We start from the raw sequence: 23260 nt of genomic DNA on the forward strand, positions 1-23260 counted from the left end.
CTACTCCGCCGCCGCCTGAACAGGCGCAACCTTCGCGGTAGCGGCCTCGTAGCGAGCCAGCAGCGCTTTCTTTTCCGCTTCTGTCTTCACGAGGCTGGCTGCCTTGACCGGACCGAAGCCGCGGATTTTCTCCGGCAACGCCGCGAGCGCAACGGCAACCGCATGATTGCTGGCGTTCAGCGTGTTGTTGAGTTGTCCGACAAGCGCGCGATAGTCATCGACCAGTTTGCGCTCGGTCTTGCGCTCTTCGGAATAGCCGAAGATGTCGAACGCCGTACCGCGCAGAAACTTGAACTTCGCCAGTACGCCGAACGCCTTGAACATCCAGCCGCCGAACTCGATTTTGCGCGGGCGGCCCGAATTGGGGTCGATGCGCGACAGCAGCGGCGGCGCGAGGTGGACCTTCATCTTGAGGTCGCCATCGAAGCTGGCCTTCAACTGCTCGGCAAAAGCGCCGTCCGTATAAAGCCGCGCGACTTCATATTCGTCCTTGTACGCCATCAGCTTGAACAGATAGCGCGCGACCGCATCGGTCAGTGCGGTTTGCCCCGGCATCGCTTTCGCTTCCGCATTGCGCGTCTGCTCGACGAGATCGCGGTAGCGCTTGGCATAAGCCGTGTTCTGGTACGCGGTGAGAACCTTCTCGCGGCGCGCGATCACTTCATCGAGCGTCTCCGAAAGATGGCGCGCATCGGTCGAAACCTCCGCCGGCTTCGCAAGGTTGGCGACCGACTGCGGGTCGACCGCAGCGCGGCGGCCCCATTCGAACGCCTGCTTGTTCATCTCGACGGATTCGCCGTTCAGTTCGATCGCGCGCATGATCGCGTCATGGCCGATCGGCAGGCCGCCGAGCTGCCAAGCGTAGCCCACAAGAAACATGTTCTGCGTCACCGACGAGCCAAACAGCGCGGCGGAGAGTTTTGTCGCATCGACGAAATGCGCATGGTCGGCGTCTGCGGCTTTCGCGATTTCGCGCTTCAGACGCTCGGTCGGCAGCGAGAAGTCGGCGTTGCGGGTGAAGTCGCCCGGCAGCGTTTCATGCGTGTTGACGACCACGGTCGTCTCACCCGAACGCATCGAGGACAGCACTTTCTTCGAGCCGACGGTGACGATGTCGCCACCAAGGATCAAATGCGCGCCGCGCGCGGGCACGCGGATCGCATAGATGTCGTCGGGGTGATGCGCGAGACGAAGGTGCGAGGCAACCGCCCCACCCTTCTGCGCGAGGCCCGCCATGTCGATGATGCCGGCGGCCTTGCCTTCGATATGCGCGGCAGTGCCGAGCACCTGCGCGATCGTCACGATGCCGGTGCCGCCAATGCCGGTGATGATGACGCCGAAGGTGCCGTTCACTTCCGGCAGTTTCGGTTCGGGCAGCGCGGTCTGCGTTCCCATCGCGCCCGCGACGCCGGCGGCTTTCTTCAGCTTCGCACCGGAGACGGTGACGAACGAAGGGCAGAAGCCCTTCACGCAGGAGAAGTCTTTATTGCAACTGGTCTGGTCGATGGTGCGCTTGCGGCCCCATTCGGTTTCCACCGGCTGCACCGAAACGCAGTTCGACTGCACGCCGCAGTCGCCGCAGCCTTCGCAGACCAGTTCGTTGATGATGACGCGCTTGTCGGGATCGGGGAATTCGCCACGCTTCCTGCGGCGGCGTTTCTCGGCCGCGCAGGTCTGGTCGTAGATCATCGCGGTCGTGCCCGGCGTCTCCGCGAGCATGCGCTGGATTTTATCCAGTTCGTCGCGGTGATGGATCGTCATTCCATTCGGGAATTCGATGCTGCGCGGATACTTGTGCGGCTCGTCGGTCACCAGCACAAGCTTGGTGACGCCTTCGGCCGCGACCTGGCGTGCAATCGCATCCACCGTCAGCCCGCCTTCGTGGCGCTGGCCGCCGGTCATCGCGACCGCATCGTTGAACAGGATTTTGTAGGTGATGTTCACGCCCGACGCGATGGCTGCGCGGATCGCGAGAATGCCGGAGTGGTTGTAAGTGCCGTCGCCGAGATTCTGGAAAACGTGGTTGCGCTTCGAGAACGGCGCTTCGCCGACCCAGTTCGCGCCTTCCGCGCCCATGTGCGTGAAGCCCATGGTGTTGCGGTTCATCCAGATCGCCATCGTATGACAGCCGATGCCCGCATAGGCGCGCATGCCTTCCGGCACCACGGTCGACGTGTTGTGCGGACAGCCGGAGCAGAAATACGGCGTGCGGGTCGCAACGTCATTCGTCTGCGAAAGCGCTTCCTGTGCCTGCTTCAGACGGCTGACGTTTTCCGCCATCGCATCGTTGTGCGCGCGGCGCAGAATGCGCTCGCCGATGGCGATTGCGATGTCGTTCGGATCGAGCGCACCCTTCGCCGGGAACAGCCACTCGCCCTGCTCGTTCTTTTTTCCCACAACAACCGGCTGGTTCGCTGTGCCGTAGAGTTCCTCGCGCACCTGCACTTCGAGCAGCGAGCGCTTTTCCTCGACCACGATGATGAGGTCGAGGCCTTTGGCGAAATCTTTCAGTTCGCCCGGATCCATCGGCCACGGACAGCCGATCTTGAACAGGCGGATGCCGAGTTCGTTGGCCTTCACCTCGTCGATGCCGAGTTCGTCGAGCGCGAGACGCACGTCGAGATAGCTTTTGCCGGTCGTGACAATGCCGATCTTCGCATTCGGACCGCCGGACATGATGATCTTGTTGATGCCGTTCGCGCGAATGTAAGCGAGCATCGCCTCGCGCTTGTTCTCGTGCAGCCGCGCTTCCTGCGCCAACGCGCCGTCGATGCGGCGGATGTTGAGGCCGCCCGGCGGCATCTTGAAATCGGGGATATTGATCTTCACGCGGTCGGGCGAGACATCGACCACGGCGGTCGACTCGATCGTTTCCTTCACGCACTTGATGCCGACCCAGGTGCCGCAGAAGCGCGACATCGCGAAGCCATGCAGGCCGTAGTCGATCAGCTCCTGCACGCCCGCCGGATTCAAAATCGGAATCATCACGTCGACGAAATGGAATTCCGACTGGTGCGCGGTGGTGGAAGATTCGCAGGTGTGGTCGTCGCCCATCAGCGCGAGCACGCCGCCGTTCTTCGACGTGCCCGCGAAGTTCGCGTGGCGGAAGGCGTCGCCGGTGCGGTCCACGCCCGGACCCTTGCCGTACCAGATGCCGAACACGCCATCGAACTTGCCTTCGCCGGTAAGCTCGGCCTGCTGCGAACCCCAGAGCGCGGTGGCGGCGAGGTCTTCGTTCAGACCCGCCTGAAACTTCACGTCGCTTTTTTCAAGCGTACGCTTCGCGCGCATGAATTGCTGGTCGAGGCCGCCAAGCGGCGAGCCGCGATAGCCGGTGACATAACCGGCGGTGTTCTTGCCGCCGAGGCGGTCGCGCTCTTTCTGCATGAGCGTCAACCGCACGATGGCCTGCGTGCCGGAGAGGAAAACCAGCGGTTTCGAGAGGTCGTATTTGTCGTCGAGCGAGACGTTCTGGTTCTTCGCCATGCGCGGGAACCGCCTCCCGGCGGTCAAACGGGGCTGATTCGGGTGCGAACCCTACTTTTTAAGTAGTCCAAGGCTCGCATAGCGCCAGACCCCGCGCAATTTCGTTATCCATGCAGGGGCTGCAACGAAATTGCCGCCAACATGCGCTGCTCGCAACTTGGCGCAACGCAGCAGAAGGAGGCACTCGCAAGAGGCATCAGAACGGCAGCAGGCGCTCGTAGGCGAGGAAGCCGAACAGGAGCAGCAGTCCGAGCGCAATCACGATCAGCGCCCCGAACACCTCGATGGCGCGCAGCATCAGTTCGCCGCGACCGCCCATCGCCCCGGCAAGGTGGACTGCAATCCCCTTGCCAAACACCGCGAGCAGCGCAATCGCCGTGACCGTGATGGCGACACCAGCACCCATCGCGAAGGTCGCGGCGACGCCGATCAGGAAAATCCCCTGCGCCAGCGCGAACACCAGAACGAGGATCGCGCCGGAACACGGACGCAGGCCCGCGGCGACGGCCGCAATCATCCCGCGCCGGAACCAGTCCTTGCCTTCCAGTTCCTTCGGCTCCGGCCCGTGGGAATGGTCGTGATGCGCGTGATCGTGGGAGTGATCGTGATGATGATGATCATGTGCATGAGCGTGGGCATGACCGTGATCGTGCGCATGACCATGATGATGCCCATGGTCATGGCCGCCTTCACCCCGCCACGCGGCCACGAATGCCGAACCCTTTTTCCAGAGTAGATAAAGCCCCAGCAGCACGATCAGCGAATAGGCGACGATCTCGATCACCGTCGCGGCCTGACTCATACGCCGCGCCGTGGTGCCGAGGACCAGCACCGCGATCCCGACGAACACCACCGCGACGGTCGCCTGCACGAAGGCGGAAACGGCGGCGAGCAGCGCGCCACGTTTCCACGTCGCGTTGTCCGCCAGCATGTAAGAAGCGATCACCGCTTTGCCGTGACCCGGGCCGGCGGCATGGAAGATGCCGTAGAGAAAGGAAATCGTGATCAGCCCCCACGCCGCCGAGCCGTCGGCCTTCGCCGCTTTAATGGCGCTGGTGAGTTGCTGATAGAACGCCGCCTGCTGCGCGAAGATCCAGCCGAAGAAACCGCTCGCCGACGGCGGGGCCGCGCGCGGCGGTCCGAACGCGGATTGCGCGAGCACATCCGAAAGCCCCGCGGCACACAACAACGCCAGCAACGCCAACGCACAGGCCGCCTTCCAGTGATGACGCACAGGATTCAAGGGCGGCCTACCGGCACTTCACGGTGATGCGGTTCGCGAACTGCGCGCCGAACTGGCTCGCGGAGTTCAGCTGATTGAAGAACGATTCCGATAGCGGCGCCTGCGCAGGATTCGTGTCGGGGCGCTTGATCTCGGTCGTGCAGTTGCTGGCCGCGCCGGTCAGCTTCGCGGGGTCGTTCTCGGCAAGCGCAAACGCGATGAAGTAGGTTGGATCGTAGATACCGAGCGAGAGGTCGCCCTTTCCCTTCACCGCCTTCACCGGCAGCGTGAAGCGCACGGTGAGCAGCTTGTCCTTGTATTCCATGTAGTAGTCGACCGGCTCGCCGAGCGTGAGGTCGGCCTCGCCCACTTTGGGGAAGGTGAAGTAGCCGAACTCTTTCAGCGACTCCATGTTCACCTTGGCAAGCTCCGCCAGTTCCTCGCGCGAGAATACGCCGTCCTTGTTGGTGTCGAGGCCCTGCGTCGCAAACTCGGAGAACACCTCGTCGAACGTCCAGGTGTGGCGAATGGCCTTGAGCGTGCCGTCGGGCGCGAAGATCAGTTCGCTCTGCGACGTCACCTGCAAATGCGGATGCGCGGACGCAGGCGCAGCGGCCATGCCGAGCGCAGCGGCAATCAAGGCGGCGTAAAGAAAGCGTCTCAGAGCCATTCCGGCCTCGCGTTCGTTCGCACCGGACAAGGCGCGTGAAGTCGGGCGAAAAGGCGGCGCGTCAGCGCTCGCTGGCTATTGAATCACGTAAACCGGCGCGCCGACCGCGACCCGCTCGAACAGGTCGGTGACGTCCGCGTTCAGCATGCGGAAACATCCGCTGGACGACGCCGATCCGATCGAACCCGGCGCGTTGGTGCCGTGGATGCGGTATTCGCTCCAGCCGAGATAGATCGCGCGCACGCCGAGCGGATTGCTCGGACCGGGACCGACATAACGCGGCGCGCCGGCGGCACGCATGCGCGCGGTCGGGTACCAGCCGGGATTTTTGGTCTTCATGCTGACCCAGCTCTGCCCGGTCCAGCCGAAACCGACCTTGCCGGTCGCGATGCGGTAGATCAGCGCGCGGCCGTTGCCGAGCGAGTAGTAGAGCTTGCGCTCGCTGGTCTTGATGACGATGGCGCCCATCGGATAGTCGCCGTCGAGTTCGCCCTCGACCGGACCCGTGGCCTGCGATTTCGGCAGCGCGACCTGCTTGGTGCGAGCCTCCGCGGGCGCGGCGGTAACAAGAAGAGAGAGGGCGATAGCCCCGAAAACCCAGCGCAGCATATTCCCAGCCTTCGATCTGTCCCCGTCCGGACACTGAATCATAGAGTAACCGGCCCCGGCAACGGGCCAACCTACAATCCCGTGATGAATCGGGAGTTATGTGGCCGCCGCGCCACCGTCCGAGCGGGGATCGTGCGCCCCTTCGACCTTCTTGCCGTCGAACAGCACCCCTCCGGCATGGCCGAGGTACTCGGAATAGTCCTCCAGCACCGCCACGTCGTGCCCGGCCTTCATTAACCGTTCCACGACTTCCGGGGCGAAGCGCGATTCAAGGCGAAGGTTCATGATCTTGGAACCCCACGTCTTGCCGAGGATCCAGCGCGGCCGGTCGATGGCCTCCGCGAGCGGCACGCCGTTGAAGGCGAAGCGCGAGAAGATCGCGCCGATGGTCTGCGGCTGGCCGTCGCCGCCCATGGTGCCGAAGCCCAGCGCGCGGCCGTCGTCGAAGTTCGCCATCATCGGGGTCAGCGTGTGGAGCGGCTTGCGGCCCGGCTCCAGCGGATTCTTCGCCTTCGGATCGAGCGAGAAGCTGGCACCACGGTTCTGCATCAGCACGCCGGTTTTCGGCAGCACGCAGCCGGAGCCGAATTCCCAGAAGATCGACTGGATATAAGAGACGACATAGCCGTTGGAATCCGCAGCACCCAGCCAGATGGTGTCGCCCTCGCCGGCCGGCATCGGCCACGGCGCGGCGCGGTCTTTCTTCACCGCCGCCGCTTCGCGCTGGAGCGCCTCGTCGGTCAGCCAGTCGGCCGGGTTGTCGGTCAGCTTCTCGAAGGCGGTCGAAACCTTGTCGCGCACCCTGAACGCCCGCTTGGTCGCTTCCACCAGCGCGTGGACGTACTCGAAGGTCTCCGCCTTCGGCGCGCCGAGCCGCTCGTAGAGACCGAGGATCATCAGGGTCGGGAGGCCCGGCGTCGGCGGCTGGCAACCGAACACGGTCGCGTCGCGCACGCGCAGCGACAACGGCTCGCGCAGTTCCGCCCGATATTTCTGGAGATCCTCGCGCGTCACCGGCGAGCCGATGGCCTCAAGGTCGGCCGCGATCTCGCGGCCGATGTCGCCGCGGTAGAAATCGTCCAGCCCGGCGCGGCCGAGCTGCTCGAACGTGTCCGGCAGCTTGCCTGAGTTCAGCCGCGCGCCCTTCGGCTGCGCCTTCCCGCCCGGCGTGAAGGTCTCCGAGAAGCCCGGAGCGGCGATGGCGAGCGTGCGGTCTTGCAGGAAGCGCCACGCCAGCGACGACGACACCGGGTAGCCCTCGCGGGCGATGGCGATGGCGCGCTCCAGGAGCCGCTTCAATGGCATCTTGCCGCCCGCCTGCTTCGCAGCTTCCAGCGCCAGCATCCAGCCGCCGATCGCGCCCGGCACGGTACACGCGGCGAGCGGCCCGCGTTCCGGCACCATGTCGTGCCCGGCGGCGCGGTAGCGCGCGATGGTCGCGTTGGCTCCGGCGAAACCGCACGCCTCGATGTAGCGGACGAGGCCGGACGGCTCCCGGATGAGCCAGAAACCGTCGCCGCCGATGTGGTTCATGTGGGGATAGGCCGAGACGATGGCGCTCGCGGCGGCGAGCGCCGCCTCGATGGCGTTGCCACCCTCGGCGAGCACGTCGCGGCCCGCTTCGGCAGCGAGAGTATGGGGCGCGGCGACGACGCCACGGTGGCCTTCAGCGCGTAGTTCGGTCATTTCAGCTCCGGATTGGACGAGGCGTAGGAGGCGCGGCCGCGCTTGCTTTGCACGGTCTTTGCCGCCAGATTGCCCGCCATCTTAAGGACTTATGGTGGAACTACTACCCGCCGCCACGCCAACGCCGCATTCCGAGGACGCAAGACGATGACCGACGCCGTGAACAAGCCCGGCAAGTTCAACTGGGCCAACCTCATCACCATCATCAGCGCCGCGATCCTGATCGGCGTCGAGGTGATCGGCATCGGCATCGCCACGGGCTGGGCGCTCGCGACACTTTTCGGCCTTGGCACGACCATCGAGTACACACTGATGGCTCTGTTCGGCCTTAGCGCGCTGGTCTTCACCTGGTACTTCGTGCGCAACGCGGCTCGCATCGAGCCGATCATCGAGCGCTGAGCGCGCCGCTCGCGCTTCCGACTCTTAACGCGCGTTTACGAACGACTCCCGGCGACGCCGAGCACGACTTCGCGCGCGAAAAAACTGCGCACGCGCGAAGATTCTCTATTGCATCGAAAGTCCATTTCTCTTATTTGCGCAGTTGCCCAATTTCGCACGTGCCTGTGGTCGTGTGCTGGTTGACGGAGAACCCGGACAAGAGGCCGGAAAGACGTCGGGCAAACCAGTAGCCGGAGGGAACCGGCGAACCCCGCTCTCCGCGAGGGACGCGACTTAAAGCAACGACGTAAGGGCTTTTTTGGTCTCTCGCGGCGCCCCGAAGGTGGCCACGAAAAACCGAAGAGGCACTACCTCCTTGCCTGACGTGCGGATGGGGAAACCCCTTCCAATCAACGGCGCTACTACCGGCTCAGCCGGGTGTTCGAGCGGGCAGCAAGCCGCTCGTGGCGTAGTCGCGCATCCAGCGCGAAGACACCGCGGGAAGCACGCTGTCCAGTCGTTAACGAATGTCTTCTGGAAGGGGACACCGAAATGACCGACCGCATCCGCCAGTTTCTCCGACGCAACCGCGAGGACGGACCCCGCCTCGTCGTGGACATCGACGTCGTGCGCGAGAACTACAATGCCTTCGCCAAGGCGTTGCCGGACACCCGTGTCTTCTACGCGGTGAAGGCGAACCCTGCCCCGGAGATCCTGAAATTGCTGGCCGACCTCGGCTCGTGCTTCGACACCGCGTCGATGGGCGAGATCGACCTGGTCATGCAGGCCGGCGCGACCGCCGAGCGCATCTCCTTCGGCAACACCATCAAGAAAGAGAAGGACATCGCCGCCGCCTACAAGCTCGGCGTGCGTCTCTTCGCCGTGGACAGCGAAGCCGAGGTCGAGAAGATCGCCCGCGTCGCGCCCGGCTCGAAGGTGTTCTGCCGCATCCTCTGCGACGGCTCCGGCGCCGAGTGGCCGCTGTCGCGCAAATTCGGCTGCGCGCCCGAAATGGCGCCGCGGGTGCTTGAGCACGCCCATCGTCTGGGCCTCGTCGCGCACGGCATCTCGTTCCATGTCGGTTCGCAGCAGAACAACATCAAAGCGTGGGACCGCGCACTGAAGACCTCGGGCGCGATCTTCCGCGACATGGCCGAGCGCGGCATCAACCTGTCCATGGTCAACCTGGGCGGCGGCTTCCCGGCGCAGTACCTGCGCGACGTGCCGAAGGTTCAGGAATACGGCCAGGCGATCTTCCGCGCGCTGCGCAAGCATTTCGGCAACCGCATTCCGGAAACCATCATCGAGCCGGGCCGCGGCATGGTCGGCAATGCCGGCCTGATCGAAGCCGAGGTCGTCCTGATTTCGAAGAAGTCGGACACCGACGCGGTGCGCTGGGTGTACCTCGACATCGGCAAGTTCGGCGGTCTCGCCGAGACGATGGAAGAGGCGATCCGCTACCCGATCCGCACCGAGAAGGACGCGGACACGATGGCGCCTTGCGTCATCGCCGGCCCGACCTGCGACTCGGCGGACGTGCTCTACGAGAAGACGCCGTACCTGCTGCCGCTCTCGCTCGAGATCGGCGACAAGGTACTGATCGAGGCGTGCGGTGCGTACACGACGACGTATTCGTCGGTCGCCTTCAACGGCTTCCCGCCGCTGAAGTCCTACGTCATCTGATCTTCGCCTAAACCGCTAAGAAGTACCTCCGGGGCTCGCGAAAGCGGGCCCCGGATCGTTTTGGGCAGAGCATGGCTCGTGCTTCACAGGCTGTGGAAAGTTCCCGACCAAAATACCGGCGCGGATTCGTCAGCGCCGGATCAAGCCGCTAAACAGAATTCCAGAGAAGAAAGACGGAGGTGTGAATGAGCAAGTGGCAAGTCTACCACAAGATCGACGGACCCATCGTGATGATCGGCTTCGGCTCGATCGGGCGCGGTATGCTGCCGCTACTCGAACGCCACTTCGAATTCGACAAGAAGCGCCTCGTCGTGATCGACCCGGTCGATGACGACCGCAAGCTGCTGGACGACCGCGGCATCCGCTTCATCAAGGAAGCGGTCACGCGCGAAAACCACAAGACATTGCTGACGCCCCTGCTCACCGCGGGCGGTGGCCGCGGCTTCTGCGTGAACCTCTCGGTCGATGTGTCGTCGGTCGCGATCATGGAGCTCTGCCGCGAGTTGAACGCTCACTATGTCGATACGGTCGCCGAGCCGTGGAAGGGCTTCTACTTCGACGACAAGATGGCGACTTCCGACCGCACCAACTATGCGCTGCGCGAAGCCGTCCTTGACGCGCGCCGCAAGCTTGGTCCCGGCGTCACGGCGGTGAACTGCTGCGGCGCGAACCCCGGCATGGTGTCGTGGTTCGTGAAGCAGGCGCTTTTGAACATCGCCGCCGACCTCGGCCTCGGCAGCGACGTGCCGAAGGACAAGGACGGCTGGGCGCGCCTGATGCAGAAGGCCGGCATCAAAGGCATCCATATCGCCGAGCGCGATACGCAGCGCTCGAAGAAACCGAAGCCGATGAACAAATTCGTCAACACCTGGTCGGTGGAAGGCTTCGTCTCGGAAGGCCTGCAACCCGCCGAACTTGGCTGGGGCACGCACGAGAAATGGGAACCGGACAATATCGGCAAGCACACGAAGGGTTGCGGCGCGGCGGTTTATCTGAAGCAGCCGGGCGCGAACACGCGCGTGCGCTCATGGTGCCCGACGCCGGGACCGCAATACGGTTTCCTTGTCACGCACAACGAGGCGATCTCGATTGCCGACTACTTCACCGTGCGCGACGGCGGTAAGGTCACCTATCGCCCGACCTGCCATTATGCCTATCACCCGGCGAACGACGCCGTGCTCTCGTTGCACGAAATGTTCGGCGCGGGCGGCAAATTCCAGGAAGACTGGATGATCCTCGACGAGAACGAGATCGAGGACGGCATCGACGAACTCGGCGTGCTGCTCTACGGCCACAAGAACAACGCCTACTGGTACGGTTCGCAGCTCTCGATCGAGGAGACGCGCGAGATTGCGCCCTACCAGAACGCGACCGGCTTGCAGGTATCGTCTGCCGTGCTTGCCGGCATGGTCTGGGCCATCGAGAATCCGGATCGCGGTATCGTCGAAGCCGACGAAATGGACTTCAAGCGCTGCCTTGAAGTGCAGTCGCAGTATCTCGGCCCGGTGATCGGCACCTATACGGAGTGGACACCGCTCGACAACCGAAATGTCCTCTTCAAGGAAGACATCGACGAGTCCGATCCCTGGCAGTTCCGGAATATTCTGGTGCGCTAAAGAACATCGCCCCGCTGAAAAACAGCGGGGCGATTTGTTTCAGAGGACGAGAATGCCCGCTTTGCCTTCATCCGTGCCGAACGCGAGGTTGCCCTTCGGCCCCGGCGACCATGCGAGCGTCGTCACCTCGCCGCCTTCCGGCCCGCGCACCACGATTTCCGCACCATCCTCGATGCGCGCGATCTTCACCGAACCGTCCGTGTAACCAATCGCAACCACCGGCCCGCCCGGATTGCACGCAACGCAGCTCACGCGCTGTTCGCGGCGCGCGGCGGCGAGCATGTGGGGATTCTTGCCCATCGGGCCGTCCTTCGATCCGAACGGCCACATCACCACCGTGTCCGCGCCGGAAGTGGCAAGCCACTTGCCGTCGTGGCTGAACGACGTCGAACGGATGCGCGACGGATAGCCGGTCATGCGCATGTGCTTCTTGTCGGGCAGCCGCCAGCCGTGCAGCGCCGGTTCCTGCATCGTGGTGACGAGGAAATTGCCGTCAGCGCTCCAGCGCACGCAAAGGTGCGAGCCTTTCCATTCGAGGAAATCCGGCTTCGCTTCGGAATTGGGAAACCAGAGTGACACGCCATTGTAGTGCGAGATCGCGAGGCGAAATCCTTTCGGCGCGAAGGCAAGCCCGCCGACCGTATTCGCTACTTCGACAGAACGTTCTCCTTTCTTCGTGCGAACGAACGCGATCTTGCCCGCGGACCACGCCACCGCGTCGTCCGGTCCGAGCGCGACATGGTCGATCCACTTGTTCTGGACTTCGGCAATCGTGTGCGTAACGCCGTTGGCGAAGGTTTCAACGAGACGCCCGTCATCTCCTGCGGTGACGATGCGCTCGCCGTCGCTCACCGCTTCGAGGATGCCGCCGTTCTCATGCGCCTTAACCCGCTTGCCGTTCGCGAATACGATTTCGCCCGTGCCGGTCGCGAACGCCGCCTCGCCGCGGAGAAAAACGGCCGCAACCACATGCGCGCCGATTTCGACCGGCTTCACCAGTTCGGCGACGGATTTGATTTCGACGGAGTCCATTGGAAGGAAACGTAACGCGGGCGCGCGTCAGCGCACCGGCTGGTCGGGCTGGCAGATATTCGGGCCGCTGAAGCCCGGCTTCCACCAGTTGCCGCACTTGTCGCAGGCGGAAACCGCGAGGCCGAGGCCGCAGATCGCGAGCAGGATCGAGAGACGCTTTTTCATACCGCACTTATAACCCTTCGCCGATAGCGCGCCAATCTCAGGCAATGCAGGCCTCGAAGCCCTCGCGCAGCGCTTTCTCGTTCAACTCGCGGCCGATGAACACCATGCGGCTCTCGCGCTTTTCGTCCGCGCGCCAATCACGCTGGTGATCGCCCTCGAACATCATGTGTACGCCCTGCATCACATAGCGCTCGTCGTCGTCCTTGAACGACAGGATGCCCTTCGCGCGCAGGAGGTTGAGGCCGTCGCGCTGGCTGACGAGATCGATCCAGCGGAAGAACTTGTCGGGGTCGAGCGGTTTGTCGGTCGCGAACGAGAAAGACTGCACGTCCTCGTCGTGATGATGATGATGTCCTGCCTCCAGAAACTGCGGTTCGATCGCGAGAATGCGGTCGAGATCGAACGCGCCCTGCGACAGCACCGCATCCAGCGGCACGGCGCTGCGCGAGGTCTTGTGGACCTTCGCGAACGGGTTGATGGCACGGATGCGCAATTCCACGTCTTTCAGTTCTTCCGACGTCACCAGATCGATCTTGTTCAGCACGATGACGTCGGCGAACGCGATCTGGTTCTTGGCTTCCGGCGCATCTTTCAGGCGGTCTTTGAGCCACTTCGCATCGGCCACCGTCACCACCGCGTCGAGCGAGGTTTTCTTGCCGACCGTTTCGTCCGCGAAGAAAGTCTGCGCGACCGGCGCCGGATCGGCGAGGCCCGTGGTCTCGACCAGGATTCCGTCGAACTGCCCTTTGCGCCGGAGCAGCCCGTCGATGATGCGGATGAGATCGCCGCGCACGGTGCAGCACACGCAGCCGTTGTTCATCTCGAACACTTCCTCGTCCGCGCCGACCACGAGATCGTTGTCGATTCCGATCTCGCCGAACTCATTGACGATCACCGCGTATTTCTTGCCGTGCGGTTCGGACAGGATGCGGTTGAGAAGCGTGGTCTTGCCGGCGCCGAGATAGCCGGTCAGCACCGTGACGGGGATTTTATCGGACATGGGAACTCCGGGGTTGCGCCGGATATAGGTCGCGCGGTCAGCCCGCTCAAGCCTCGAGATGCCGCCCCGGCGAAAGCCGCTTGCGCAAGCCGCCGGACGGCCCGAACAGCACGGAAATCGCGTACAGCAGGCCAGCGCATAAAATCACGGCAGGCCCAGCCGGAATTGACGAGTGATACGAAAGCAGCAGTCCCGCCGCGCCGGACACAATACCCGCCGTAACCGAAAGAAGGGTCATGCGCGTGATGTCGTTGGTCCAGAACCGTGCGGCCGCGGCGGGCAGCATCATGATGCCGACCGCAAGCAGCGTGCCGAGCGCATGGAATGCCGCGACCAGATTCAGCACGACCAGAATGAGAAAGAGAATGTGTACGAACCCGCCCGCCCCGCTGACCGAGCGCAGGAAACCGGGATCGACACATTCCAGCACCAGCGGCCGCCATATCAGCGCCAGCGCGAACAGCGTGACCGTCGTGAACGCTGCGATCGTCACCAACGTACGATTGTCCAGCGCCAGCACGGAGCCGAACAGGAAACGGAACAGATCGACGTTCGATCCTTTCAGCGAAATCAGCGTGACGCCGAGCGCGAGCGAGATCAGATAGAACGCCGCGAGCGAAGCGTCCTCTTTCAGCAGCGTGAAGCGCGCGACCACGCCCGCGCCGATTGCCACCGCAACACCGGCAGCCAGACCGCCAGCCGTCATCGCAAACAAATCGAGACCGGCTGCGAGAAATCCGAGCGCCGCGCCGGGAAGAATGGCGTGCGCCATCACGTCGCCTGCGAGCGACATCCGCCGCAGCATCAGGAAAATGCCGATCGGCGCCGCGCCGAAAGAAAGAATGACGATGCCGGTGAGCGCGCGCCGCATGAACTCGTTGTCGGCGAAGGGCGCAATCAGAAATTCGTACATGCGTAATCAGGCCTTCGCTCAGGCCGCGTCGCGGCAGATGTCCGCGTGATCGTCGAAAGCCTCCGACATATGACGCGCCTTCAGGAGATTGTCCTGCGACAGCACTTCTCCGGTTTTGCCCCACGCGACCGGCTCGCGCGCGAGCAGCAGCGACTCCGGAAAGTTCGCGCGCACGAGATCGAGATCGTGCAGCACCGCGATCACCGTGCGTTTCTCTTCATGCCAGTGCCGGACGATTTCGAGCAGGTCGGAAACCGTCTTTGCGTCCAGCGAAGAGAACGGTTCGTCGAGCAGTACCACGCGCGCATCCTGCAACAAAAGCCGCGCAAACAAAGCGCGCTGCATCTGCCCGCCTGAAAGCGTACCGATAGGACGCGCCTCGAAACCTTCGAGACCGACCGCCGCAATCGCGGCCGCGATGCGCTCGCGGTCTGCGCGCCCGATGCCGCCGAGCAATCCCGCGCGATGCCACAACCCCATCGCGACCAGATCGTAAACCGAGATCGGAAAGCTGCGGTCGATCTCCGCGATCTGCGGAAGATAAGCGATCTCCTGCGCGGAAAATCCGTTACGTGCGATGCCGCCGCCGATGGGATGCAACACACCTGCAATTCCTTTGAGCAGCGTGGATTTGCCTGCACCGTTCGGACCGACGATGGCGAGCAGCGATCCCTCCGCGACTTCGCCGCGCAGATGATGCACCGCGGGATGCCGGTCGTAGCCGAGGGTCAGATCCTTGAAGATGAGAGCTGCTGCCATGGATGCTTCCGTTCAGGTCGCTGCAAAATAAACGAGCAGCCAGATAATCGCCGACAGTCCCGCTGCAATCGCGATACGGCCCAGCGCCGACATCCGCAGGAGAGAAGCACCGGCAGCCGCGGATTTCCGCGCCTCATGGACATGAATATGCGGCGTGTGCATCGGAACCTGACCCGGCGATATTGTTATACTATATCGCTTTCATGCGTTGCCGCAAACAGCGCGGACGCTGCATCGGAGTAGTTTGCACGATGCGTTCGGGTATATTTTTGCTCGCCATTCCGGGGCATTCCCGGTAATGGAAACCTCGAACCCGGCGGTCGCAAGCGGCCGGGAAATATAACCCTACGGGAGATTTCGGAATGATTTTCGGACGGAAATTTGCGCGCATTGCGGTTGCCGCCGCAGCGCTCTCGGTAGCCGCGGCACCGGCATCGGTGCGCGCGCAGGAATTCATCAACGTACTCACCGGCGGCACGGCGGGCGTTTATTACCCGCTCGGTGTGGCGATCTCCAAAATTCTCACTGACAAAATGAAGAGTTCGCGCCCGTCGGTGCAGGCCACCAAGGCTTCGGTCGAAAATCTGAATCTTCTGCAGGCCAACAAGGGCGAAATCGCTTTCACGCTCGGCGACTCGCTGGCGCAGGGATGGGAAGGAAATGCCGACGCCGGCTTCCGCCAGAAGCTCGACAAGCTTCGCGTGATCGGCGCGATCTATCCGAACTACATCCAGATCGTCGCGTCCAAGGAAAGCGGCATCAAGACGCTCGCCGATCTCAAGGGCAAGCGTCTCTCGGTCGGTGCACCGAAGTCGGGCACCGAGTTGAACGCACGCGCAATCCTCGCGGCGGCCGGCATCAAGTATGAAAACCTCGCGAAGGTCGAATACTTGCCGTTCGCCGAGTCGGTCGAACTCATCAAGAACCGCCAGCTCGATGCGACCTTGCAGTCGGCGGGCCTCGGCGTCGCCTCGATCAAGGATCTCGCGAACTCGGTCGAAATCGTGATCGTCGAAATCCCGGAAGACGTGGTCAAGAAAGCCGGATCGCCGTTCCAGGTCGGCATCATTCCGGCAGGCACCTATCAGGGCCAGACCGCGAACGTGAACGCCGCGCTGGTCCAGAACTATCTGGTCACCCGTGCCGATCTCTCCGAGCAGACCGTCTACGAAATGACGAAGGCGATCTTCGACAACCTGCCGGAACTCGTCGCCGCACATGCAGCAGCAAAGGCGATTTCGCTGCAGAACGCGCCGAAGGCGCCGCCGGTGCCGATCCATCCGGGTGCGCTCAAGTACTACAAGGAAAAAGGCGTAGGCTCGTAACGAGCCAAGCGATGCGGCCCGCGTGAAAACGCGGGCCGTTTTGCTTTTTGGAGCGCGCGTAAATTTTGCGAATAAAGCGCTGCGTTGGGGGACGAAATGGCCAAGCAGAAAAAAACAACTGCCTCTACGGCAAAACGCCGAAAAAGCCGGAAAGATGACGAGCCGGCCGCTGCCGTTGCTGGCGCAGCGCCGAAATACTCCTCAGCGAACGTACCCACGACGACAACGGTCGTCGACGACGTTGCAGGACATCTCGATCTTTCCTGGGGCAATGGCCGCACCGGCATCATCGTGTTCTGTATTGCGATTGCCTTCTCGGTGTTTCAGATCGTCACCTCTTTCGGAATTCCACTCGACAAGCCCCTGTTGCCCTCCCTTGCGAAAATAAACTTCGGATTCGCGACACTCTCAGTGGACATCCTGTTCCTGATCCGTGTCTGCCTGTTGATATGGCTCGGATGGCTGCTGTCGTACGCCATCAAACAGCAGCTCAGCTTCGGACTCGCCGCAGGTTTTCTGGCCGTGTTTGGCGCGGTCGAACTGGTCGCGCGCTATCCCGGAGGACTACCGACCGAGGTAGTCCGCGCCGTTCACGTCGGATTTCTCTCGCTACTCGCCGCGGCGATGATCGCGAACCCGATCCAGAACAAGGCGATGAAGCTCGCGGTCTGGGCAATGGGCATCGCCGCCTTCCTGATCGGCCTGTATCACTGGCGCCTTTATTACGATCTGGTGCAGCGCTCCGGCTTCCTCACCGAGATCGACGTGGCCGTCGGCATCGCCGCGCTGGCGATCCTGTTCATCCTCGTGCAGCGCGTGATGGGAACGGCGATCGTCATCGTCACCGGCGTGTTCCTCCTCTATACCCTGCTCGGCCACTGGCTGCCGGCACCCCTCAACCATCGCGGCTACTCCGTCCACGACGTCATCGAACATATGTCGTTCGGCGTCGGCGGCATTTACGGCACGCCGACCGGCATCTCGGCGACCTACATTTTCTTGTTCATTCTGTTCGGCTCCTTCATGGAGCGCGCCGGCGTCATCAATTATTTCAACGACATCTCGATGGCTGCGTTCGGCCGCTCGCAAGGCGGTCCGGGCAAGGTTTGCATCGCGTCGTCGGCGCTGATGGGCACCGTATCCGGCTCCGGCATCGCGAACGTCGTCGCCTCCGGACAATTCACGATTCCGCTGATGAAGCGCTTCGGTTTTCCCGCAGCCTATGCGGGCGGCGTCGAAGCGACCTCCTCGATGGGCGGCCAGATCATGCCGCCGGTGATGGGCGCGGTCGCCTTCATCATGGCCGAGACCATCGACCGTCCCTATGCGGACATCGTGCAGGCGGCGATCATTCCCGCGCTTCTCTATTTCGGGGCGAGCTACCTCTCGGTGCACCTCGAGTCTGGAAAGCGCGGGTTGAAAGGCCTTCCCGGCAACGAACTTCCGAATGCGTGGGAGGAAACGAAAAAGAGCTGGTTCCTGATCCTGCCGCTCGTCGTCCTCGTCGTATTGTTGTTCACCGGTTACACGCCGCTGTTTGCCGGCGCTGTAGGCCTTGCGCTGACGGCACTCCTTATTCTCGCGAAGCCCGTGGCGGAAGAGTCGTGGAATATTCCGATCAAGCTCGGCGTCCTGATCATCGGCACAGCCGTATGCGCGCATGCGCTGTGGACGAGCGGCAGCTTCGCGACCGGCGCCGATGGCGTTTTTGCGCCGCTTCAGTTCCTGCGCGAAAGCCCGGTCTGGCGCACGATCGTCGAGGTATTGCGCACCGGCCTTGCGATAGCGCTGTTCCTGTTCGTGCTTCGCGGTCTGTCACGCGCGAACCAGCGTAACGACAACGCGGCGCGTATCGTCTACTGGATCGCGCTTGGCCTGCTAACCGCCATCGCACTCGAACGCGAAGTCGTGTTTGCGCTCGCCATCGTGGTCGTGGTCGCCATCTGGAGCGCGTTCTACGCGAGAGGCCGTCAGGCCTTGCTGGAATGCCGCGACGCGCTCGCGGACGGCGCACGGCAAGCACTATCCGTCGGTCTGGCCTGCGCCATCGTCGGCATCGTGGTCGGCACCATGACGCTGACTGGCCTCGGCACCATTGTCGGCACGCACGTTATCGGAATCGGCAAGGACAGCCTGTTCCTCGCACTGGTGCTGACCATGCTGTTCAGCCTGCTGCTCGGCATGGGCATCCCGACGATCCCGAACTACATCATCACGTCGTCGCTGGCCGCGCCGATTTTGCTCAAGCTCGGCATACCGCTGATCGTCTCGCATATGTTCGTGTTCTATTTCGGCATCATGGCGGACCTCACGCCGCCGGTCGCACTCGCCGCATTCGCCGCGGCACCGATGGCGCGCGTCAGTGGCTTTCAGGTCGCTTATAAAGCCGTGTTGATCGCGTTGCCCGGCTTCATCGTGCCCTACATGGCGGTTTACGATCCGTCGCTGATGCTGCAACCGGTCATGGATTCCGCGGGCAATCTGGTAACAGGCTGGCCGTACTGGATCGGCGTCGCTTACATCACGACCAAAGCCGTGTTCGCGATGTTGCTATGGTGCGTAACCGCGGTCGGCTATCTGCGCGGGCCGGTTTCAATCCTTGAACGGGCGTGGACGTTCGTTGCGGCGGCATTACTCGCCGCGGCGATCCCCCTGACCGACGAGATCGGGTGGGCACTCGGCATCGCCTTCGTCGTCTATCATTACTGGAAATATATGCGTACGCCCGCGCCACAAACGAAGACCGCATGAGTTCGATCTGCATTGCTGGCGGCGGCGTAGCCGTAAAACTCGCCGCCGCCATTACTTTGTCCTGGACGCATTCCGTCGAGAAAGTGCGATGGGAAGAAGACTGGCGCGTGCATCCCGCCGGCATCGCGATCATTGAATCGCGCGTGCAGGGCACTGGCGCGGGAATGGAAATCCCCGAAGGAGCGAAGCTGAAAGGCAAGTTCTACCGCTATCGCCCGCACCTCGCCCCGCAGAAGCAGGTTGTGTTGCGCCGCTCCGGCGCGACTGCGGACTGGAACGTCTGTCAGTATGGAACCTGCAAGCCGATGAGCGAACTGCTGCCCGCGAACGCCGACCCGGTAACGCTCTCGTTGTGCGATTAAGGCGTACCTAGCTTAACCGAGCGGGCCTTTCTTCAGCCGTGCCAGATCGAAGCGATGCACGTCTTCGAGCAGGGCAATGAAAGCCTTCGCGCCGTGATCGGCGGCTTTCTCGCCCTTTTCTCTGGTCGCGGCCTTCGCGTTGCCGAGCGCGCCTGCTTCCTGCAAATCCTGTGTCATCCAGCCGAAGCCGGCCGGGGTAACCGCGCGCAGGTATTTGAACTCTTTCTCCATCGCGACCGTCGCGGGCACGAAGTTGTCGAGCTGATCCATACGCACCGCCTCCGGCGCAAAGGCGAGCATCAGCGAAGTCTCGATCTCGCCGCCGTGGATGCCGTGGATGCGCTCCTGTTCGTCGAACAGCCCGGCGGGATAGCCGAAGCGGTGCCAGTGCGTCGTCACCGCCATCATCCCGAACTTCTCGCGCAATTCCCCGATCACGAGATTCAGCACCGAAGAATTGCCGCCGTGCGAATTGACGAACACCACCTTGCGCACGCCTGCGCGATGGATGCTTTCGCCAAGCTCAATCCACGCGCGCGTGATCGTCTCCCAGCTGAACGTCAGCGTGCCGGGGAAATCGCGATGCTCGTCGGATTTGCCGATCTGCTGCACCGGCAGGAACGTCACCGGCAGGCTTGCGGGAAGCAGCCCGTAGACGCGCGCGAGGTAGCCTTCCGCGATGGCCGTATCGACGTTGACCGGCAGGTGCGGTCCGTGCTGCTCGATCGCCGCGACCGGCACCACGGCAATCCACGACGCCGGGTTTCCATTCCGGAAATCCGGCCATGCCATGTCGGCCCAGAAGCGTTTCGGATTCATAATATGGCGAGGTCCGCGTTGGTTCGCCGCAACCTATTGAGCGCCGAAGGCGGAGGCAAGGCACGCGGGCGAGCGCTCAATTCTTGACGTTGGCATTAACGTTACGATCGCCTATGCGGAAGCGGACATGAGGGGCCTATTTGTGAAGAAGATTCTGCTGGCCGCTGCGCTGGCCGCCACCGCTCTCTCCACGCCTGCCACGGCGGCCGACAAGATTCGCTTCGGCACCAACTGGGTCGCCGAAGCCGAGCACGGCGGCTTCTATCAGGCGCTCGCCGACGGCACCTACGCGAAGTACGGCCTCGACGTCGAGATCGTTCCGGGCGGCCCGCAGATCAACAACCGCATCCTGCTGACGACCGGCCGTCTCGACTTCTACATCTCCGCGAACATGCTGCAGGCATTCGACGCGGTAGACCAGAATATTCCGACCGTGATGGTCGCCGCGATCATGCAGCGCGATCCGATTGCGATTCTCGCGCATCCCGGCACCGGCATCGAGAAGTTCGAGGACCTACGCAAAGTGAACCTGCTGCTCGGCGCGAACGCGATGGTGACCTCGTTCCGTTGGCTGAAATCCGAGCATGGCTTCCGCGACGAACAGGCCCGTCCCTATACTTTCAATCCGCAGCCCTTTCTCGCCAACAAGAACTTCGCGCTGCAAGGCTACGTCACGTCCGAGCCGTTCGTGATCGAGCAGGCGGGCGGCTTTAAGCCGAAGGTTTTCCTGCTCGCCGACCACGGCTTCGACGGCTACGCCACCACGCTGGAAACACGCCGCGAGCTGCTGCGCGACAAGCCCGACGTTATCGCCCGCTTCGTGGAAGCCTCCATCGCCGGATGGTATAATTACCTCTACAGCGACAACCGCGCCGCGAACGCGCTGATCAAGAAGCACAACCCGGAAATGACCGACGCCATCATCGAGTTCTCGACGCAGAAGATGAAGGAATACGGCATCGTCGATTCCGGCGACTCGCTGAACCTCGGCATCGGCGCGATCAACGAGGCGCGGGTAAAAAGTTTCTTCGAGAAAATGGTCAAGGCCGGCGTGGTGAAGCCCGGCATCGACTGGCGCAGGAGCTTCGACACGACTTTCGTGAACCGCAAGTTCGGCGTCGATTTCTACCGCGCAAAATGACCGCAAGAAAAAAAGCTCGCGCGACGCCTGCGCCGCTCGCGGCACTTCGCAATCTTTCCAAGATCTACGAAAACGGCACCGCGGCGCTTAAAGGCGTCGATCTCGAATTGCACGGGGGCGAGCTCCTCTCGCTACTCGGCGCGTCCGGCTGCGGAAAGACCACGCTGCTTCGCCTGATCGCAGGGATTATTCCGCCATCTGCCGGAGAAATTGTCTGGCGCGGCGGCGAGCGCCCGCGCGAAACCGGCTTCGTGTTTCAGGAAGCGGCGCTGATGCCATGGGCGACCGTCGCCGAGAACGCAGCGCTGCCGCTCCGCCTGCTCGACGACACGCAGGAACGCGATGCGCGCGTGCAGGAAGCCTTGCATCTCGCCGGGCTTCGCGGCTTCGAGAACGCATATCCGCACGAACTTTCCGGCGGCATGAAGATGCGCGCCTCCATCGCCCGCGCGCTGATCGTCCGGCCAAGGTTGCTATTGATGGACGAACCATTCGCCGCCCTCGACGAAGTGACGCGCTTTCGCTTCAACGACGAACTGCTGGCGCTGTGGCGGAAACTGGAATGTACCATCGTCTTCGTGACCCATTCAGTCTACGAAGCGGCTTTCCTCTCCACCCGCACGCTGGTGTTCTCGCCTCGTCCTGGGCGGGTGACGGACGAATACGAGTTCGCTCCGCCTAAAGCGCGAGGCGACTTCCGCGCTTCCCCCGAATTCACCGCGCGCGCGCGCAAGCTTTCCGCTTCGCTCGCAAAAGCCATGCGGAGCGCCGCATGAGCGCGCGCAACATCGCGATCCCGCTCGGTACGCTGCTGGCCCTGCTGGTGCTGTGGGAAATCTCGGTGCGCGCCTTCGGCATTCCGCCGCAGGCCTTGCCCTCGCCATCGCTGATCCTGCGCACGATGGCCGATGACGCGTCGCTGCTTTTCAATTCCCTGCTGGTCACATTGCGCATCGCTTTCCTTGCGCTCGCGATTGCAGCCGCTGCCGGAATCGCACTCGCGATCCTGTTCTCGCTGTCGCGCTGTGCGGAGCTTGCGCTGTTTCCGCTGGCGGTGATCCTGCAAGTGACCCCGGTGATTGCGATTGCCCCGCTGCTCATCGTTTACATGGAGCCGGACAACGCTGTGCTCGCCTGCGCCGCGCTGGTCGCTTTCTTTCCGGTGCTCTCGAATACCGCGCTCGGCCTCGCCTCTGCCGACAGGCAATTACGCGATCTGTTCGCGCTCTATGACGCACCGTCATGGAAAGAAATACTCTGGCTTCGGCTGCCGGCCGCGCTCCCGCATATCTTCGGCAGCCTGCGCATTGCGGGCGGGCTGGCGCTGGTTGGCGCCGTAGTCGGCGAGATCGCGGCGGGCAGCGCGGGAGCCGGTTCCGGTCTCGCCTGGCGGATCATGGAAGCAGGCCACCGCGTGAACATCCCGCGGATGTACGCCGCCCTGCTTCTGCTGGCGCTTGCGGGTGTTGCGATCTTCGCGCTGTTCTCATGGCTGCAAAATCTGGCGTTGCGCCGCTGGCATCCTTCGGAGTCGCGCGAAACCACCTGACCGGGTTGCGGGCCGCACAAGCCTGCGCCATGAGCCATGCAAAAGCCGCCCTCGTTCGTGACAGGCAGCTTCGCTACAGTCGCGCCGATTTCAG

General features: G+C 63.0%; 20 protein-coding genes and 1 pseudogene. 9 read left to right on the forward strand and 12 right to left on the reverse strand.

The features are described 5' to 3' along the window. The 5 genes from KF794_12950 to KF794_12970 all read right to left on the reverse strand — a co-directional run bounded on the left by KF794_12950 (position 1) and on the right by KF794_12970 (position 7673). Positions 1-3486, reverse strand: a complete 3486-nt coding sequence (locus KF794_12950; GenBank protein ID QYK44661.1) for an indolepyruvate ferredoxin oxidoreductase family protein — start codon at positions 3484-3486, stop codon at positions 1-3. A gap of 196 nt (positions 3487-3682) precedes the next feature. Then, positions 3683-4672: a nickel transporter gene (locus KF794_12955; protein ID QYK46705.1), complete on the reverse strand. Its 990-nt coding sequence runs from the start codon at positions 4670-4672 to the stop codon at positions 3683-3685. 64 nt (positions 4673-4736) lie between these two features. Continuing rightward, a complete protein-coding gene (locus KF794_12960; GenBank protein QYK44662.1) occupies positions 4737-5378 on the reverse strand; it encodes a DUF1007 family protein in 642 nt (213 codons plus the stop codon). A 75-nt stretch (positions 5379-5453) separates the two neighbouring features. Beyond that, entirely contained in the window at positions 5454-6029 is a 576-nt protein-coding gene (locus KF794_12965; protein QYK44663.1) for a L,D-transpeptidase, read from the reverse strand. 54 nt (positions 6030-6083) lie between these two features. Continuing rightward, positions 6084-7673 (reverse strand): gamma-glutamyltransferase, encoded by a 1590-nt coding sequence (locus KF794_12970; protein ID QYK44664.1) that lies wholly within the window; start codon positions 7671-7673, stop codon positions 6084-6086. A gap of 147 nt (positions 7674-7820) precedes the next feature. Between KF794_12970 and KF794_12975 the strand changes: the two genes are divergently transcribed. The 3 genes from KF794_12975 (at position 7821) to KF794_12985 (ending at position 11350) form a co-directional block, all read left to right on the forward strand. Continuing rightward, entirely contained in the window at positions 7821-8072 is a 252-nt protein-coding gene (locus KF794_12975; GenBank protein ID QYK44665.1) for a hypothetical protein, read from the forward strand. 531 nt (positions 8073-8603) lie between these two features. After that, a complete protein-coding gene (locus KF794_12980; GenBank protein QYK44666.1) occupies positions 8604-9734 on the forward strand; it encodes a type III PLP-dependent enzyme in 1131 nt (376 codons plus the stop codon). Between the two features lie 185 nt (positions 9735-9919). Beyond that, a complete protein-coding gene (locus KF794_12985; protein ID QYK44667.1) occupies positions 9920-11350 on the forward strand; it encodes a homospermidine synthase in 1431 nt (476 codons plus the stop codon). Positions 11351-11389: 39 nt separating this feature from the next. Here the strand turns inward: KF794_12985 and KF794_12990 are convergent, their stop codons facing one another. Genes KF794_12990 through KF794_13015 form a run of 6 tightly spaced genes read right to left on the reverse strand, consistent with a single transcriptional unit; the run spans position 11390 to position 15381 of the window. Further along, a complete protein-coding gene (locus KF794_12990; GenBank protein ID QYK44668.1) occupies positions 11390-12382 on the reverse strand; it encodes a WD40 repeat domain-containing protein in 993 nt (330 codons plus the stop codon). 27 nt (positions 12383-12409) lie between these two features. Next, positions 12410-12547 carry a hypothetical protein gene (locus KF794_12995; protein QYK44669.1) on the reverse strand — a complete coding sequence of 46 codons (138 nt, stop codon included), beginning with the start codon at positions 12545-12547 and terminating at the stop codon, positions 12410-12412. A 37-nt stretch (positions 12548-12584) separates the two neighbouring features. Beyond that, a complete protein-coding gene (locus KF794_13000; protein QYK44670.1) occupies positions 12585-13547 on the reverse strand; it encodes a GTP-binding protein in 963 nt (320 codons plus the stop codon). A 46-nt stretch (positions 13548-13593) separates the two neighbouring features. Further along, positions 13594-14460 carry a metal ABC transporter permease gene (locus KF794_13005; protein QYK44671.1) on the reverse strand — a complete coding sequence of 289 codons (867 nt, stop codon included), beginning with the start codon at positions 14458-14460 and terminating at the stop codon, positions 13594-13596. Positions 14461-14478: 18 nt separating this feature from the next. Continuing rightward, complete coding sequence (locus KF794_13010; protein ID QYK44672.1) at positions 14479-15219, reverse strand: ABC transporter ATP-binding protein; 741 nt, start codon at positions 15217-15219, stop codon at positions 14479-14481. A 12-nt stretch (positions 15220-15231) separates the two neighbouring features. Continuing rightward, the gene (locus tag KF794_13015; GenBank protein QYK44673.1) at positions 15232-15381 is read right to left on the reverse strand and encodes a hypothetical protein; all 150 of its coding nucleotides are present in this window, start codon (positions 15379-15381) and stop codon (positions 15232-15234) included. Positions 15382-15581: 200 nt separating this feature from the next. On the opposite strand from KF794_13015, the gene KF794_13020 reads away from it, so the two are divergent. From KF794_13020 to KF794_13030, 3 genes and pseudogenes are all read left to right on the forward strand, one after another. Then, positions 15582-16544 (forward strand): TAXI family TRAP transporter solute-binding subunit, encoded by a 963-nt coding sequence (locus KF794_13020; GenBank protein ID QYK44674.1) that lies wholly within the window; start codon positions 15582-15584, stop codon positions 16542-16544. 96 nt (positions 16545-16640) lie between these two features. Then, positions 16641-18125 (forward strand): annotated as a pseudogene (locus KF794_13025) (TRAP transporter fused permease subunit). A 1166-nt stretch (positions 18126-19291) separates the two neighbouring features. After that, positions 19292-19657 (forward strand): DUF1850 domain-containing protein, encoded by a 366-nt coding sequence (locus KF794_13030; GenBank protein ID QYK44675.1) that lies wholly within the window; start codon positions 19292-19294, stop codon positions 19655-19657. Between the two features lie 12 nt (positions 19658-19669). On the opposite strand, the gene KF794_13035 is transcribed toward KF794_13030, so the two are convergent. After that, positions 19670-20476 carry a creatininase family protein gene (locus KF794_13035; GenBank protein ID QYK44676.1) on the reverse strand — a complete coding sequence of 269 codons (807 nt, stop codon included), beginning with the start codon at positions 20474-20476 and terminating at the stop codon, positions 19670-19672. A 127-nt stretch (positions 20477-20603) separates the two neighbouring features. Between KF794_13035 and KF794_13040 the strand changes: the two genes are divergently transcribed. From KF794_13040 to KF794_13050, 3 genes are read left to right on the forward strand one after another with little or no spacing between them, the layout of a single operon-like run. Beyond that, on the forward strand, positions 20604-21617 hold the full coding sequence (locus tag KF794_13040; GenBank protein ID QYK44677.1) for an ABC transporter substrate-binding protein: 1014 nt from the start codon (positions 20604-20606) through the stop codon (positions 21615-21617). Continuing rightward, positions 21614-22393: an ABC transporter ATP-binding protein gene (locus tag KF794_13045; protein ID QYK44678.1), complete on the forward strand. Its 780-nt coding sequence runs from the start codon at positions 21614-21616 to the stop codon at positions 22391-22393. The genes KF794_13040 and KF794_13045 overlap by 4 nt, the downstream gene beginning before the upstream one ends. Then, the gene (locus KF794_13050; GenBank protein ID QYK44679.1) at positions 22390-23166 is read left to right on the forward strand and encodes an ABC transporter permease subunit; all 777 of its coding nucleotides are present in this window, start codon (positions 22390-22392) and stop codon (positions 23164-23166) included. The genes KF794_13045 and KF794_13050 overlap by 4 nt, the downstream gene beginning before the upstream one ends. Positions 23167-23260 lie beyond the last annotated feature (94 nt).

The sequence above is a fragment of the Xanthobacteraceae bacterium genome (assembly GCA_019454205.1).
GTDB lineage: Bacteria > Pseudomonadota > Alphaproteobacteria > Rhizobiales > Xanthobacteraceae.